Origin of the sequence: uncultured Altererythrobacter sp., assembly GCF_913057185.1 — a bacterium.
Taxonomy (GTDB): domain Bacteria; phylum Pseudomonadota; class Alphaproteobacteria; order Sphingomonadales; family Sphingomonadaceae; genus Erythrobacter; species Erythrobacter rubellus.
In genome coordinates this window covers 1,096,618-1,111,118 of record NZ_CAJXNK010000001.1, presented here as the reverse complement: position 1 = coordinate 1,111,118, position 14,501 = coordinate 1,096,618, and the positions used below count along the sequence as shown (strand labels likewise).

13 protein-coding genes are annotated in these 14,501 nt (G+C 58.3%); 8 read left to right on the top strand and 5 right to left on the bottom strand.

Annotated features, from left to right (window positions below; translation table 11 throughout):
- Positions 1-71: 71 nt before the first annotated feature.
- The 4 genes from ndk to QZ487_RS05520 form a co-directional block, all read right to left on the bottom strand.
- On the bottom strand, positions 72-494 hold the full coding sequence (gene ndk, locus QZ487_RS05535) for a nucleoside-diphosphate kinase (RefSeq protein WP_285976761.1): 423 nt from the start codon (positions 492-494) through the stop codon (positions 72-74).
- Positions 495-582: 88 nt separating this feature from the next.
- Positions 583-1,044, bottom strand: coding sequence for a DNA polymerase III subunit chi (locus QZ487_RS05530; RefSeq protein ID WP_285976760.1), 462 nt, complete (start codon positions 1,042-1,044; stop codon positions 583-585).
- Positions 1,041-1,193 (bottom strand): DUF2256 domain-containing protein, encoded by a 153-nt coding sequence (locus QZ487_RS05525; protein ID WP_285976759.1) that lies wholly within the window; start codon positions 1,191-1,193, stop codon positions 1,041-1,043. The genes QZ487_RS05530 and QZ487_RS05525 overlap by 4 nt, the downstream gene beginning before the upstream one ends.
- Before the next feature lie 11 nt (positions 1,194-1,204).
- Positions 1,205-2,671, bottom strand: coding sequence for a leucyl aminopeptidase (locus QZ487_RS05520; RefSeq protein ID WP_296023706.1), 1,467 nt, complete (start codon positions 2,669-2,671; stop codon positions 1,205-1,207).
- A 113-nt stretch (positions 2,672-2,784) separates the two neighbouring features.
- Between QZ487_RS05520 and QZ487_RS05515 the strand changes: the two genes are divergently transcribed.
- The 4 genes from QZ487_RS05515 (at position 2,785) to rsmA (ending at position 8,420) form a co-directional block, all read left to right on the top strand.
- Positions 2,785-5,097, top strand: a complete 2,313-nt coding sequence (locus QZ487_RS05515; RefSeq protein WP_296023705.1) for an LPS assembly protein LptD — start codon at positions 2,785-2,787, stop codon at positions 5,095-5,097.
- Positions 5,098-5,303: 206 nt separating this feature from the next.
- On the top strand, positions 5,304-6,590 hold the full coding sequence (locus tag QZ487_RS05510) for a peptidylprolyl isomerase (protein WP_296023703.1): 1,287 nt from the start codon (positions 5,304-5,306) through the stop codon (positions 6,588-6,590).
- On the top strand, positions 6,587-7,606 hold the full coding sequence (gene pdxA / locus QZ487_RS05505) for a 4-hydroxythreonine-4-phosphate dehydrogenase PdxA (protein WP_296023701.1): 1,020 nt from the start codon (positions 6,587-6,589) through the stop codon (positions 7,604-7,606). Before QZ487_RS05510 ends, pdxA begins: the two co-directional genes overlap by 4 nt.
- Positions 7,599-8,420: a 16S rRNA (adenine(1518)-N(6)/adenine(1519)-N(6))-dimethyltransferase RsmA gene (rsmA, locus tag QZ487_RS05500; protein WP_296023700.1), complete on the top strand. Its 822-nt coding sequence runs from the start codon at positions 7,599-7,601 to the stop codon at positions 8,418-8,420. The genes pdxA and rsmA overlap by 8 nt, the downstream gene beginning before the upstream one ends.
- On the opposite strand, the gene QZ487_RS05495 is transcribed toward rsmA, so the two are convergent.
- Positions 8,413-10,509: a malate synthase G gene (locus tag QZ487_RS05495; protein ID WP_296023699.1), complete on the bottom strand. Its 2,097-nt coding sequence runs from the start codon at positions 10,507-10,509 to the stop codon at positions 8,413-8,415. The two genes, rsmA and QZ487_RS05495, sit on opposite strands and share 8 nt — an antisense overlap.
- Before the next feature lie 176 nt (positions 10,510-10,685).
- Between QZ487_RS05495 and QZ487_RS05490 the strand changes: the two genes are divergently transcribed.
- The 4 genes from QZ487_RS05490 (at position 10,686) to QZ487_RS05475 (ending at position 14,499) form a co-directional block, all read left to right on the top strand.
- A complete protein-coding gene (locus QZ487_RS05490) occupies positions 10,686-11,900 on the top strand; it encodes a hydrolase (RefSeq protein WP_296023697.1) in 1,215 nt (404 codons plus the stop codon).
- Positions 11,897-12,913 carry an arginine N-succinyltransferase gene (locus QZ487_RS05485; protein WP_296023696.1) on the top strand — a complete coding sequence of 339 codons (1,017 nt, stop codon included), beginning with the start codon at positions 11,897-11,899 and terminating at the stop codon, positions 12,911-12,913. The genes QZ487_RS05490 and QZ487_RS05485 overlap by 4 nt, the downstream gene beginning before the upstream one ends.
- Entirely contained in the window at positions 12,910-14,160 is a 1,251-nt protein-coding gene (locus tag QZ487_RS05480) for an N-succinylarginine dihydrolase (RefSeq protein ID WP_296023694.1), read from the top strand. Before QZ487_RS05485 ends, QZ487_RS05480 begins: the two co-directional genes overlap by 4 nt.
- Before the next feature lie 84 nt (positions 14,161-14,244).
- Positions 14,245-14,499, top strand: coding sequence for a hypothetical protein (locus QZ487_RS05475; RefSeq protein WP_285976750.1), 255 nt, complete (start codon positions 14,245-14,247; stop codon positions 14,497-14,499).
- Positions 14,500-14,501: the final 2 nt, after the last annotated feature.

Sequence of the window (14,501 nt, the reverse complement as noted above, 5' to 3'; positions counted from 1 at the left end):
AGCCCCTGAATCGAAAAGGCCCCGCAGCATTTCTGCTGCGAGGCCTTTTCAAATACGCCTTGTAAGCGCGCTTAACCGACGATTTCTTCGGGTTTGAAGAAGAAGTCGATTTCGATCTTCGCATTCTCTTCGCTGTCCGAACCGTGGACCGAGTTTTCGCCGATCGACAGTGCGTGTTCCTTGCGGATGGTGCCTTCAGCGGCTTCAGCAGGATTAGTCGCACCCATGATGTCGCGATTGCGTTTCACAGCGTCTTCACCTTCGAGGACCTGAACAACAACCGGCTCACTCATCATGAAATCAACCAGCTCACCGAAGAAAGGACGCTCGCTATGAACCGCGTAAAAGCCTTCGGCCTGCTCGCGGGTCATGTGAATGCGCTTCGATGCGACAACGCGCAGGCCCGCGTCTTCGAGCATTTTTGTGATCGCACCGGTCAGGTTACGCTTGGTCGCGTCCGGCTTGATGATCGAGAATGTGCGGGTAACCGCCATGGCATGTGTTCCTTGCGAATATTTGGGGGTAATTTTGATTGCGCGCGCCACTAGCGCCGAGTTGCGTCAACTGCAAGCCCTAGCGAGCCTAGCGCCCTGCTCCGGCCCCTGCCTGCCAACGCCCGTTCTCATCCTGCTTGTGGATCTCGCGCTCAACATTTTCGGCGTCGTCCAGTTCTCGCCACAACCCGCGTGCAGCCTCCGTTGCTTCGGAATCAAAAAGCAGCAGCGCGCGCTCAAATTTCAGGGCTTCAGAGCGCCATTTCCCATCAACGAACATCACCATGCTAGCGCCATTCGCCGCATCCATGCTGTCCGATAGCAAGATTGGCTGATTGTTTGCATGAGCTGCATCGGCCTGACCATTGGCGAGGAATTCTTCTGCGCCCCCGCCGCGCCACAATTCCTTGCCGATCGCTGCGCGCTGACCGGGATTGTCACTGACAATCAGCAGCCGCTTGCCCGCTTGCAAGACCTTGCGGGCCAACATGACCGCGACCTGTTCTACCGGGTCACGGCTGAGCTGGTAGAAATCAACTCTCGCGCTCATCCCGTCGATCCCTTGCTCCTGCGGCAACGCTCCGAACAATAGAGCACATTGTCCCAGTCACGTTCCCACTTCTTGCGCCAGGTGAACGGTAGCCCGCAATGCGCACAAGTCTTGCTGGGCAGCTCGGACTTTTTGCGCATACGGGCCATCAGAAGCTGGCTTACCCCTCAGCCGTGTTGCGAATAAACGCATCAAGCAAGCGCGTGCCATAACCGGTTGCCCCCTTGTCCCACGTGCGGCCCGCCTTGTCAGAGAAAACCATGCCGGCGATGTCCAAGTGCGCCCAAGGCGTGTCGTTTTCGATGAAACGCTGCAGGAATTGCGCCGCCGTGATCGATCCGCCTTCGCGCGGGCCGATATTCTTCATGTCGCAGATCGGCGAATTGATCAGCTTGTCATATTCTGGGCCCAGCGGGAGGCGCCACAATTTGTCACCAACCTGCTTGCCCGCCGTAGCCAGTTCATCGGCCAGATCATCATCGTTGGCAAACATACCCCCATATTCCTTGCCCAGTGCGATGATCATCGCGCCAGTAAGGGTCGCCAGGTCGACAATCCGCGAAGGCTTGAAGGTGCGCTGCGTCCAAGTCAGCGCGTCGCACAACACAAGCCGCCCTTCAGCGTCGGTATTGAGCACTTCGATCGTCTGTCCGCTCATCGAGGTCACAATGTCCCCGGGGCGCTGCGCATTGCCATCCGGCATATTCTCGACCAGCCCGACCACGCCGACGATGTTGGCTTTGGCTTTGCGCTTTACCAGAGCGAGCATCGCGCCCGCCACTGCCCCAGATCCGCCCATGTCCCATTTCATATCCCACATGCCGACAGGCGGCTTCAACGAAATGCCGCCAGTGTCGAATGTTACGCCTTTGCCGACAAATGCGATCGGCGCATCGCCGTCCTTGCCGCCATTCCATTTGATCGCAAGCATACGTGAAGGCTGAGTGCTGCCCTGCCCTACTCCGAGCAGTGCGCCCATGCCGAGCTCTGCCATCTGGTCTTCGTCAAGCACTGTCAGCTCAGCGCCTGTGCCTTCAAAACGCTTCTGGCACATCTCCACGAAGCTGACCGGATATAGCTTGTTGGCAGGTTCTGCGATCAAGTCTCGAGTGAATTCGACACCCTCGGCCACGGCCGCTGCTACATCCCAAGCAGCTTCGGTGCCTTCACTTGCACCCACCACAATCGCGCTATTCAGGGAGACTTTCTGCTCATCCTTCAGCTTCGTGCGATACGCATCATGCCGCCAGCTGCGCAGACGCAAGCCAAGCAAGACAGATGCGGTTTCCGCTGCGTTCAGGCCCGCTTCGCTCAGGTCCAGCACAATCTCGTTCTCACCCGAGGTCAGATATTTGGCCGCCAGAGCTGCACCTGCTTTTTCCAACGCCTCTTCGCGTTTGGTCGCGTCTGCGCCTGTATCCCCTGCCCCCGCGATTGCCACGCGAACCGTGTGATCGCAACGTTCAACGAAGCCTTCGAAAAACTGGCCGCCGCGCCCCTTGAAACGCGCCGCTTTCGCTCCGTTAGACAGCACAGGTTCAACTGCCGCCGGCATGCTGCCTTGATTGACGACATAAGCAATAAGGCCGGGATTAGAGGGTGAAGTGTCTGAGAATTTGATCTGCATGAAGGCTCCAGAACGATTGAATGCATGTTAGTCTGCGGCCAGTTAAACACCGTTGTGGAACGGTATGGCCAATCGCGATTGCGATTAGGCGCGAGCGGTGCGATAGGCAAGCCATGTCCCTGCCTTTGCAGCATTGCCTGCCTGCCCACTCACGTCTCAAATTGTCGCTTAGTGCGGTGCCCGCCGCGCTGGCTTTGTTCATGGGCGTACAGCCGGCGCTCGCGCAGGATGAAGCGGGCATCGCTCCCGACGCGCTGAAGCCGCTCGAAGAACAAGTCACCGAGCTTGATCCAGAGGCATTGCCGCCGGTTACAGACGGTCGGATCATCGCATTTGAAGCGGACAATCTCGATTACGACAACGAGAATGACGGCGAGGTCATAACTGCCAGTGGCAATGTGCTGCTTTCGAGCGAAGACCAATCTGTTCGTGCCGACAATATCCGCTGGGACCGTCAGAGCGGCACAATCTACGCCTCGGGCAATGTGCGCCTGGTCGATGAAAGCGGCAATCAGCTGTTGACGGATTCGCTCGAGCTGACCGAACGTTTCGAAGCTGGCGCGATCAACGAATTGCTCGTTTCGCTTCGGGCGGGCGGAAGATTGGCTGCGCGTGGCGGGCAGCGTGCAGCTGATGGCGATGTCATCTTGAACGATGCTGCATATACGGCATGTGCAGTCACCACTCTGGAAGGTTGCGATAAAACGCCCAGCTGGCGGATCACCGCCAAGCGGATAATCTACAATCCTGAAGACAGCACGGTCAGCTTTGACGGCGCCGTTTTGGAATTGTTCGGCGCACGCATTCTGCCCATGCCGGGCTTGGCGTTCCGAACCGACGGCAGCGCGATCTCCGGTTTTCTGGTTCCCGATCTAAGGATATCGGAATCGAACGGCGTGGAGGTCAGCGGCGAATATTATCTGCGGCTTGCCGACAACAAGGACCTGACGCTCGGCACGCGGTTCTTCACGCAGGCAACCCCGCTTGTGTCAGCGGAATGGCGCCAGCTGACCAAGAAGGGTGCCTATCAGATCAGCGGATATGGAACGCATAGTCGGCGTATCTCAACCTTTACCGGCAATCCGACGACAGAGCGCGATTTGCGGGGTTATCTGTTTGCGAACGGAAGATTCCAGTTCAATCCAGAGTGGAGCCTGACCGGATCAATCCGCCTCGCGAGCGACCGCACATTCCTGCGCCGCTATGACATCAGCCGGGATGACCGGCTGCGTTCGACTTTCAATATCGAGCGGACGAACGATCAGACCTATTTCTCGATAGCGGGATGGGCCACTCAGACATTGCGATTGGATGCGCGCCAGGGTCAGGTGCCGATGGCACTGCCCGCGATCGATTTCCGTCATCGCATGGCCGACCCGGTGCTTGGCGGCACAGTTGAGCTTCAAGCCAACACTCTGAGCCTGGTGCGTGACGAAGGCCAGGACACGCAGCGCGCGTTCGCCGGTGCGAGATGGGATCTGCGTCGACTCACAGGACTTGGTCAGGTTGTGACATTCAGCGCACTTGCGCGAAGCGATGTCTATCACAGCGATGAGAACGGTTTCACCACCACGGAAATCTATCGCGGCAATGAAGGCTGGGAAGGCCGCGCGATCGCGATGGGTGCGGTGGACGTCGAATGGCCATTCGTCGGCGAAGCTTTTGGCGGCACGCAAGTATTCAAGCCCCGGCTTCAGCTGGTCGCAAGCCCTGCTATTCGTAATCTTGAAATTCCCAATGAGGATTCGCGAGCGATCGATCTGGAAGACTCAAATCTCTTCGCGCTCAACCGTTTCCCGGGGTATGACCGCGTCGAAGATGGCGTGCGCTTAACTTATGGTCTCGATTGGGAATTGCAGCGTCCCGGCTGGCGCGTCAAAACCACAGTCGGTCAATCCTATCGCTTCGACACGCAGCGCGCGATTTTGCCCGATGGTACGGGATTGTCGGAACGCGTCTCGGACTTCGTCGGGCGTGCAGAGCTGCGCTTCAAAGACACAGTCAAGCTGACCCACCGCTTCCGCATCGACAAAGACAATTTCCAGGTGCGCCGCAATGAATTCGACGCGACTGTGGGTAACTCACGCACCTATGTCGAAGTGGGGTATCTGCGATTGAACCGCGATATCGAGGACTTTGAGGATTTGCAGGACCGCGAAGAATTGCGTGCCGCGGCCCGGGTCGCGTTCGCGCGGCATTGGTCCATTTTTGGATCGGGCATCGTCAACCTGACAGACCGCAATGAAGACCCCACGTTCTCAAGCGATGGTTTCGAGCCGATCCGCACAAGGTTGGGCATCGCCTACCGCGATGAATGCCTGGAATTCGGCTTCACTTGGCGGCGCGATTATGTGACTGCGGGCGACGCGGAACGGGGCGACACATTTCAGCTGACGTTTGCATTGCGCAATCTTGGCTTGCGATAAGTCGCGATAGCCCAGCTTCAACCGTTGGCAGGCGCGCTGAAAGCGGTTATCTGCCGCATGAATAGAGGGGGCCCAATCAGGCTCAGCTCGGGTTCAGCCAGTTTTTGCCAATTGGCGTGAATAGACGGGGCGAAGATTTCGCCAGCAAATGGATTGACTAAGTGACACGTAATATCTTGAAAAATTGTCTTGTTTCACTTGCAGCCTTGGCGCTTTTGCCGGCCTCTGCATCTGCGCAAACCTTGGATGACCCATTGGGCATTCCAGCTGATATTTCGCTGCTCGGCGAAGCTAACCCCAATGTCCGAACCGCAACTGCGATTGTGAATGGCCATGTCATTACCGGCACGGACATCGATCAACGTGTTGCTTTGGTGCTTTCCGCATCCAACAATCAGTTGTCGGAGGAAGAACTCGCGCGGCTGCGCATGCAGGTCTTGCGTAATCTGATCGATGAAACGCTGCAGATTCAAGCAGCGCAATCGCAAGAGATCGAAGTGACACAGGCGGAAGTAACCGACCGCTACAGTACCTTGGCGGTACAAAACTTCGGCCAGGAAACCGGCGCGATGGACGAATATCTGATTTCGATTGGTTCGTCGCCAGCTTCGCTCAAACGCCAGATCGAAGGCGAATTGGCTTGGTCGAACCTGCTTCGCCGCAACATTGCACCGTTTGTGAACGTGTCCGAGGAGGAAGTTAACGAGCTTCTCAAGCGGATGGAAGAATCGCGCGGAACCGAAGAATTTCGCCTTGCTGAGATCTTCCTTGCTGCAACACCTGAAAATGGCAACGCAGTGCTCGAAAATGGTCAGCAGATCATGCAACAACTCCGCCAGGGCGGTAGTTTCCAAGGCTACGCGCGTCAGTTCTCGCAGGCATCGACAGCGGCCACTGGCGGCGATCTTGGCTGGCTTCGCCTTGCACAATTGCGCTCGACCCAGCTCGAAGCGATCGTAAACGAAATGCAGCCGGGCCAACTGGTCGGCCCCGTCGAAATTCCGGGCGGCTTCTGGATTGTATATCTGGTCGACAAGCGTCAGGTGCTGATGGCTGATCCGCGCGATGCGGTGCTGAGCCTGAAGCAAATCTCGATCAGTTTCGAACCGGGAATCAGCGAAGAATTGGCGGCACAGCAAGTCCAGGCATTCTCGACCGGTGTTCAGAATATGCGCGGATGCGGTGATGCGGATGCGGTTGCAGGTTCTCTGGGAGCAAGTGTTGTAACCAATGACCAGATCCGGGCGCGTTCGCTGCCGGAGCAGCTGCAGAACATCGTGCTTAATCTTCAAGTTGGTCAGCCCACACCTCCATTCGGGTCTATCGAGGAAGGCGTGCGGGTTCTGATGCTGTGCGGTCGTGACGATCCTGAAGTGGTTGGCGGGCCAAGCTTTGATGATATGATGAACCAGCTCGAAGATGAACGGGTTAACAAACGCGCACAGCGTTACCTGCGCGATCTGCGCAATGACGCGTACATCGACTACAATTGAGCAGCACAGGCGAACACCTTCCTTTAGCGATATCACTCGGTGATCCATCGGGCATTGGGCCTGAAATCATCGTGCATGCGTGGCGCCAACGGTCAGAAATGGGGTTGAAGCCATTCGCCGTTGTTGGCGGTAGCGGAGTATTGCGCGCTGCGGCAGAAACGCTTGGTGTTGATTGTCCGATCACTCAGATCAGCTCGCTTTCACAGGCTAGCAACGTCTTTGATACCGCGCTGCCGGTGCTTGGTGACAAGGATGTCGCCTGTCACCCCGGCGCACCCAGCACCGCAGGCGCAAAGCTCGCGCTCACTTCACTGGAGCAAGCCACGCAGCTGGCCGTGGGCGGCATGGCAAGCGCTGTTGTGACCGCTCCGATCGCCAAGAAGCTACTCGAAGAAGTGGGCTTCCAACATCCAGGGCAGACCGAGTTTCTCGCGGCAGCTTGCGGATTGCCAGAGAATACCTCTGTGATGATGCTGGCCGGGCCAAGCCTGCGTACTGTCCCGCTGACAGTCCACTGCCCGCTGGCTGATGTTCCGAGCCTGATCTCGACCAACCTGATCGCCACACGCGGCCGCATTGTCGCCGCCGCATTGAAGCGCGACTTTGGCATCGAAAACCCCCGCATCGCCGTCACCGGGCTAAACCCGCATGCTGGTGAAGGCGGAAAATTTGGCCGCGAAGAGATTGAGACGATCGCACCAGCCATCGCTGAGTTGCAGAGCGAAGGGCTCAATGTAACCGGGCCGCATTCCGCCGATGCGATGTTCACACCGCGTGCCCGGTTGGGATATGATGCCGCGCTGTGCATGTATCACGATCAAGCGCTGATCCCTTTGAAAGCGTTGGAATTTGATGAAGGCGTGAACGTCACGCTGGGCCTGCCGATTATCCGCACATCGCCCGATCACGGAACCGCTTTTGACATCGCTGGCAAAGGCATCGCTGATCCGGGTGCAATGATCGCCGCGATCCGCATGGCCGGCGAAATGGCTGCGCGGCGCTACGCCCATGGCTGAGCTTCCTCCGCTTCGTGAAGTTATCGCCCGGCACGGGCTCAGCGCGTCCAAGGTGCTGGGGCAGAATTTTCTGTTCGATGCGCAATTGCTGGACCGGATAGCCGCCATTCCGGGGGATCTGCACGGCCAGTCTGTGCTGGAAATTGGTCCCGGCCCTGGCGGGCTGACCCGCGCCTTGCTGAAGGCTGGCGCGCGCGTTACCGCGATCGAGATGGACAGCCGATGCTTGCCTGCGCTGGCCGAACTCAGCGACGCATTTCCCGATCAGCTTTCCGTGATCGAAGGCGATGCGATGAAGATCGACCATGGCCAATTGATGGGCGGAGAGCCTTTCCACGTGGTGGCAAACCTGCCCTATAATGTGGGTACGGCGCTATTCGTAAGGTGGCTCGGTGGAGAGACTTGGCCGCAGCAATGGGTTTCGCTTACACTGATGTTCCAGCAAGAGGTCGCGCAGCGGATTGTCGCCAAGGAAGGCGGAGGTGCTTACGGGCGACTTGCTGTGCTGGCGCAATGGCGCAGTCAGGCCAGACTGGCTATGAAAGTGCACCGCAGCGCCTTCACACCGCCACCCAAAGTGATGAGCGCAATTGTTCATGTGACGCCGGTCAACGCACCAGAGGGTGTGAGTTCCCGCACGCTAGAACGTTTGACCGAGGCCGCCTTTGGCCAACGCCGCAAGATGCTTCGCCAAAGCCTCAAATCCGTGCCCGGAGCGCTAGAAGCCTTGGAAAAAATCGGAATCGATCCAACTCGCCGCGCGGAGACATTGAGTGTCGACGAATTCGTCGAACTTGCCCGCGAACTCAGCTAGCCTTCTTGACCAGCCGCCACTGATGCAAGAGCGGTTCGGTATAGCCAGACGGCTGCTCCACGCCTTTGAACACGAGGTCGCAGGCCGCGCGAAACGCTGGGGCATCTTCATTGCCTACCATCGGCTCGTAAAAAGGATCGCCTGCGTTCTGCGCGTCGACCTTGGCCGCCATACGGCGCAGACTGTCCATCACCTGATCCTTTGTCACCACACCGTGCAACAGCCAGTTCGCCATATGCTGAGAGCTGATGCGCAAGGTTGCGCGGTCTTCCATCAGGCCAACATCATTGATGTCCGGCACTTTCGAGCAGCCAACCCCTGCATCCACCCAGCGCACGACATAACCCAGTAACCCTTGGGCATTGTTATCCAGTTCCTCGCGCAGCTCGTCTTCAGACCAGTTGGTGCCTTCGGCCAACGGAATAGTGAGCAAATCATCGAGCGGCGGAACATCTGTGACATGCGCTTGCTCTGCAAACACATCACAGGCGTGATAGTGCAGCGCATGCAGGGTGGCGGCGGTGGGCGATGGAACCCAGGCGGTGTTCGCGCCTGCTTTCAGATGACCGATCTTCTCCGTCATCATCTGTTTCATCAAATCAGGCGCAGGCCACATGCCCTTGCCGATCTGCGCGCGCCCGGAAAGGCCATGTTTGAGGCCGATCGCAACATTGCGCTTCTCATAAGCGGCAAGCCACTTGGAGCCCTTGATCTCCCCCTTGCGCATCATCGGGCCCGCTTGCATCGAGGTGTGGATTTCATCGCCTGTGCGATCAAGGAAGCCGGTGTTGATGAACACCACGCGGTCTTTCACTGCATGGATACAGGCGCCGAGGTTCGCGCTGGTGCGGCGCTCTTCGTCCATCACGCCAACCTTGATCGTGTGACGCGGCAGGCCGAGCAGATCCTCGACCGCATTGAACAGGTCATTGGTGAAGGCGCATTCTTCCGGCCCGTGCATCTTGGGCTTCACAATGTAGATGCTGCCGTGTTTCGAGTTGCCGTATTTCGCGTGACCTTCAACATCCAGTGTGCTGATCGCACTCGTGAAGACCGCATCCATAATGCCTTCGGGCACTTCCCCGCCAGTGGCCAACCGGATCGCCGGATTGGTCATAAGATGGCCGACATTGCGCACGAACAACAAGCTGCGCCCGGGGAGGCTCTGGTTGTTCCCGCCCCGGTCAGTGTATGGCTTATCATCAGACAGTTGGCGGGTCAGCGTGCGGCCGCCCTTGTCAAAGCTTTCCTGCAGATCGCCGCGGATCACGCCCAGCCAATTGGTGTAGGCGAGCAGCTTGTCCTCGGCATCGACCGCCGCGACAGAATCCTCGCAATCGGCAATTGCTGTGAGCGCGCTTTCGATGATGATGTCCGCAATGCCAGCTTTATCCGTCTTGCCGACCGGATGTTCAGCATCGAACACAACTTCGATGTGCAAACCATTGTTCTGGAACAGCAAGCCACGTTCTGTCTTGCCGACATATTGACTTTCATCCTGCAATTTTCCGTCGTTCTCGTCCGCCAGATCTGCCCAACTCTGGTCCACGAGCGGCAAAGCGGAATCGAGAAATTCGCGACCGCGTGCAATCACTGCGTCGCCGCGGGCCTGATCATATCCCCCCGGTTGCACAGGAGGTGCGTCCAGCGCGTCTGTGCCATAGAATGCATCATACAGGCTGCCCCAGCGCGCATTGGCAGCGTTTAGCAAGAAGCGCGCATTGAGGATCGGAACCACCAGCTGCGGCCCGGCCATAGTTGCGATCTCCGCATCAACGTTCTGGCTGCCAATAGTGAAATCGTCTGGTTCCGGAACGAGGTATCCGATCTCGCGCAGCAAGGTTTGATATTCGCCTTGATCAAGTGGCTTGCCGCGGCGTTCAGAATGCCATGCATCGATCTTGGCTTGCAGCTCTTCGCGCTTGGCAAGCAGTGCTGCATTGCGCGGGGCAAATACGCCCAGCAAATCCGCAAACCCCTGCCAAAACGCGCCGGCATCGCGCTCAAGCGGCGCCAGCACTTCAGATTCCAGGAAAGTCGCCAGTCGGGGATCGATCCTAATCCCGGCACGGTTCACAAATTCGCTCACTTCACGCCCTCGTACAGATAGAGCCACCGCTTTGCGCGGCAGGCAGTCATTTGAATTGTACCCGGGGAGGAGCGAGGGCCGCTATGGCCAAAGCCTTGCGCCTTTGCAACCGTACTTTCACGCGCAATCAACACACGACTTGGCCTAACGTTACGGCACGGCTAGAGCAGCGGGCAATGCAAGAAAATCCATCATCCAATGCCGCCGCTTTGATGGAGCGGATCGATTCAGTTGCCATGCTGGAACAGGTGCAAAGCTGGTGCGCGATCAACACCGGCACTGCCAATCTGGAAGGGCTAGCGCAGCAGGCAAACGTTCTGGCGGAAGCCTTTTCAGCGCTGCCCGGTGATGCCGAACTGGTTGAGCCTGCACAGGTCACAGCCATCGATCCCAATGGTCGCGAGTTTGAAAAGCCACATGGCAAACATCTGGTGTTGCGCGTGCGCGCTAAGGCCAATCGCCGCATTCTCCTCACTGGCCACATGGACACAGTCTTTCCGGCCGATCATTCATTCCAGAATCAGACCTGGCTTGATGATGATACTTTGAACGGGCCAGGCGTGGCGGACATGAAGGGCGGGATCGCCGTCATGCTGCATGCCCTTATAGCGGCGGAGGCCAGCGGCGCGATCGGATCGCTGGGTTATGATGTGCTGATCAATTCAGACGAGGAAACCGGCTCGCTTGCGTCACGCGATCTTATCGCAGAATTGGCGCAAGGTAAACTCGCGGCGCTTACCTATGAGCCAGCCGCATTGCCCGATGGCACACTGGCCCATGCGCGTGGCGGCACAGGCAATTATTCGATCACTTTCACCGGCAAAAGCGCGCATGCAGGCCGCAATCCGCATGAAGGCCGCAATGCTGTCGTCGCCGCAGCTGACCTGATCCTGCGCCTTAAAGCAATGGAGCGCGATGATATCACGATCAATCCTGCAAAACTGGAAGGCGGCGCGGCGAACAATGTGGTGCCGGACCACGCAGTGCTGCGCTTCAATATTCGCCCAAAGTCAACCGAAGCGATGGAGGGCTTTGACCACAATCTGGCCGATGTCCTGAGGCAGGTCGAAGCAGAGCACGAAGTGGGCATCCATCGCCATGGTGGCGTCACCAGACCGCCCAAGCCGGTTGATGACCGCGCGCAAGCTCTGTTCGATCTCGTCAAGGCATGCGGCGCAGAGCTGGGCCAAGACATCAAGTGGCAATCCACCGGCGGGGTGTGCGATGGCAACAATATCGCGGCTTGCGGCGTGCCAGTGGTCGATACTATGGGTGTGCGCGGAGGGGCAATCCACAGCCCGGAAGAATTTCTGATAGTGCCAAGCTTGGCAGAGCGTGCATCGCTCTCTGCTCTGGTCATCACTCGCATTGCGAACGGAGAGCTGCATTGACTTTCCGCCTGCGCGCCGCGCGCGCCGCCGACCTGGAGCCGCTTTACGAGATGGCAAAGCTGACCGGGGGCGGGTTCACCAACCTGCCGCCTGATCGGGCAGCACTGGGCGCAAAACTGGAACGCGCGAGCGAAGCCTTCGCGAATGATGGTGATGAAATCGCTGATGAACAGTTTGTGCTGGTATTGGAGAACGCCCAAACAGGTGCAATCCGCGGCACGTGCCAATTGATGACACAAGTGGGCCAACAATGGCCGTTCTATTCCTATCGCCTGAATACCCTGACTCAATATTCGCAGGAGTTGGACCGCACGGTTCGCGCTGAATTGCTGAGCTTGGTAACAGACCTTGAAGGCTCTAGCGAAGTCGGCGGGCTGTTCCTGCATCCGAATGAGCGCGCCGGTGGGCTAGGCCTGCTGCTCGCGCGCAGCCGCTATCTGTTCATTGCAATGCATCGCAGCCGGTTTGGCGACCGTACGCTGGCGGAACTGCGCGGGATTATTGATGAACGCGGCGGCTCGCCCTTCTGGGATGGCGTGGCAGGCCGCTTCTTCGGCATGAGCTTTCAGGACGCAGACTATTTCAATGCGATCAATGGCAATCAGTTTATCGCCGATCTGATGCCCAAGCATCCGGTCTATATTGCCATGCTGAACGATGACGCGCGCAGCGTGATCGGCGTGCCGCATCCCACCGGACGCGCCGCCATGCGGATGCTGGAGAATGAAGGCTTTCGCTACGAAAACTACGTCGACATTTTTGACGGCGGACCAAGCATGATTGCCCGCACTGACGACATCAAGAGTGTCAAGGAAAGCGTGCAGCGACAGATCGCAGGCATCAACCTCGAGCAAGGCGAACGCGCGATTCTGGCCACCGGCAGGCTCAGCACTTTCCGTGCCTGTTATGGCGCGCGGGCGCTAAACGAAGACGGCACGATCTCTATCGACGCACAAGCCGCAGATGTATTGGACGTCAAGGCTGGTGATCAGGTCTGGAGCGTGGCGCGGTGAGCGTAACCGAGATCAATTTTGACGGGATTGTTGGCCCTTCACACAATTATGCCGGACTAAGTCTAGGCAATATCGCCAGCGCGAGCCACAAGGGCGACCCGTCCTATCCGCGCGCGGCGGCGCTGCAAGGCGTGGAGAAAATGCGCGGCAATCTGGCCCGCCTTGGCGTGCAGGGTTTCCTGCTGCCCCTGCCGCGCCCCAATGACAGTCTGCTGCATTCGCTGGCTGTTGACGAGACCGCCGAGCGCGCTCTGCTCGCTGCTGCGTGGTCCGCAAGCAGCATGTGGACCGCCAATGCGGCCACCGTCAGTCCGGCTGCCGACACCGCTGATGGCAAATGCCACCTCACCCCGGCAAACCTTGTGACAATGCTCCATCGCAGCCAGGAATGGCCGGACACCAAGGCTATGCTAGACATTGCATTTGGCAATGCAGACCATTTCACAGTGCACGATGCCGTGCCGCCGACGTTCGGTGATGAAGGCGCTGCCAACCATATGCGCTTGTGCGAGAAACATGGCGAAGCGGGTGTCGAAGTGTTCGTGTATGGCAAGCAAGGCGGCAAATTCCCGGCGCGCCAGCATGAACAGGCCAGCCGCGCGGTTGCGCGCTTGCATGGACTAGATCCCACGCGCGCCGTTTTCATCGAACAGAACCCGGCAGCCATCGAGGGAGGTGCATTCCACAATGATGTGGTGGCGGTCGCCAATGAAACCGTGGTTTTCGCACATGAACTCGCCTTTGCAGATCGTCAAGGCGCCTATGACGCCATGCGCGCGGCCTTTCCCGCACTACAAGTGGTGGAAGTGCCTGATAGCGCGGTGAGCCTGGCAGATGCGATCAAGACTTACCTCTTCAACGCGCAATTGCTGACGCTGCCAGACGGCGGGATGGCGCTGATCGTGCCGGAGGAATGCCGCGAAAGCGCGAGCGTCTGGCGCTGGTGCGAGCAGATGATGGCCAGCAACGGTCCGATCCGTGAGGTGATCCCGGTCGACGTACGCCAATCAATGGCCAATGGCGGCGGACCCGCGTGTTTGCGCCTGCGCGTTGTATGCGATCCAGCGACGGTCGACCCGCGCTTTCTGATCAACGAGGCCAAGGCCGATTTGATCGAGTCGGTGATCGCGGCGAATTGGCCGGAAAAGATCGATCCCGCCGATATGGGCAATGAAGCCCTGAAAAACAGTGTCAGATCGGCACGTTATGCACTTCTGGAAGCGCTTAACCTTACCGAACTGGGTTAACGCACTTTACACCAGAGACGCTTTGCATAGGATAACCTTTCATTCACCAGTCGCTGTCTGCGGTTGGAAGGCGAAAGGAACCGCATGCTGCGCAAGATTGGCCGGCTGTTTGTGATCAAGACGCGCTGGGAAGCGTATCTGATCATCTATGCGTTGGCCCTTGGCGCAATGACTCGCGGCGTGCATTACACGCTCGAATATCCCGGTTTTGGCGGTTATCTGTTGTGGGCAGCCACTGCCGGCGCGGTGTTCCTGGGCGGCGCGAAGATCCTCGATGCGATCACATACGAGCAGGAAAAGCGCGCAGCCGAAGCGGCAGAAACCTCTGTACACGAATAGCG

Excerpts from the sequence above, each read along its gene's own strand:
- ndk (WP_285976761.1), bottom strand. The coding sequence starts at position 494 with ATGGCGGTTACCCGCACATTCTCGATCATCAAGCCGGACGCGACCAAG.
- QZ487_RS05530 (WP_285976760.1), bottom strand. The coding sequence starts at position 1,044 with ATGAGCGCGAGAGTTGATTTCTACCAGCTCAGCCGTGACCCGGTAGAA.
- QZ487_RS05525 (WP_285976759.1), bottom strand. The coding sequence starts at position 1,193 with ATGGCCCGTATGCGCAAAAAGTCCGAGCTGCCCAGCAAGACTTGTGCG.
- QZ487_RS05520 (WP_296023706.1), bottom strand. The coding sequence starts at position 2,671 with ATGCAGATCAAATTCTCAGACACTTCACCCTCTAATCCCGGCCTTATT.
- QZ487_RS05515 (WP_296023705.1), top strand. The coding sequence starts at position 2,785 with ATGTCCCTGCCTTTGCAGCATTGCCTGCCTGCCCACTCACGTCTCAAA.
- rsmA (WP_296023700.1), top strand. The coding sequence starts at position 7,599 with ATGGCTGAGCTTCCTCCGCTTCGTGAAGTTATCGCCCGGCACGGGCTC.
- QZ487_RS05490 (WP_296023697.1), top strand. The coding sequence starts at position 10,686 with ATGCAAGAAAATCCATCATCCAATGCCGCCGCTTTGATGGAGCGGATC.
- QZ487_RS05475 (WP_285976750.1), top strand. The coding sequence starts at position 14,245 with ATGCTGCGCAAGATTGGCCGGCTGTTTGTGATCAAGACGCGCTGGGAA.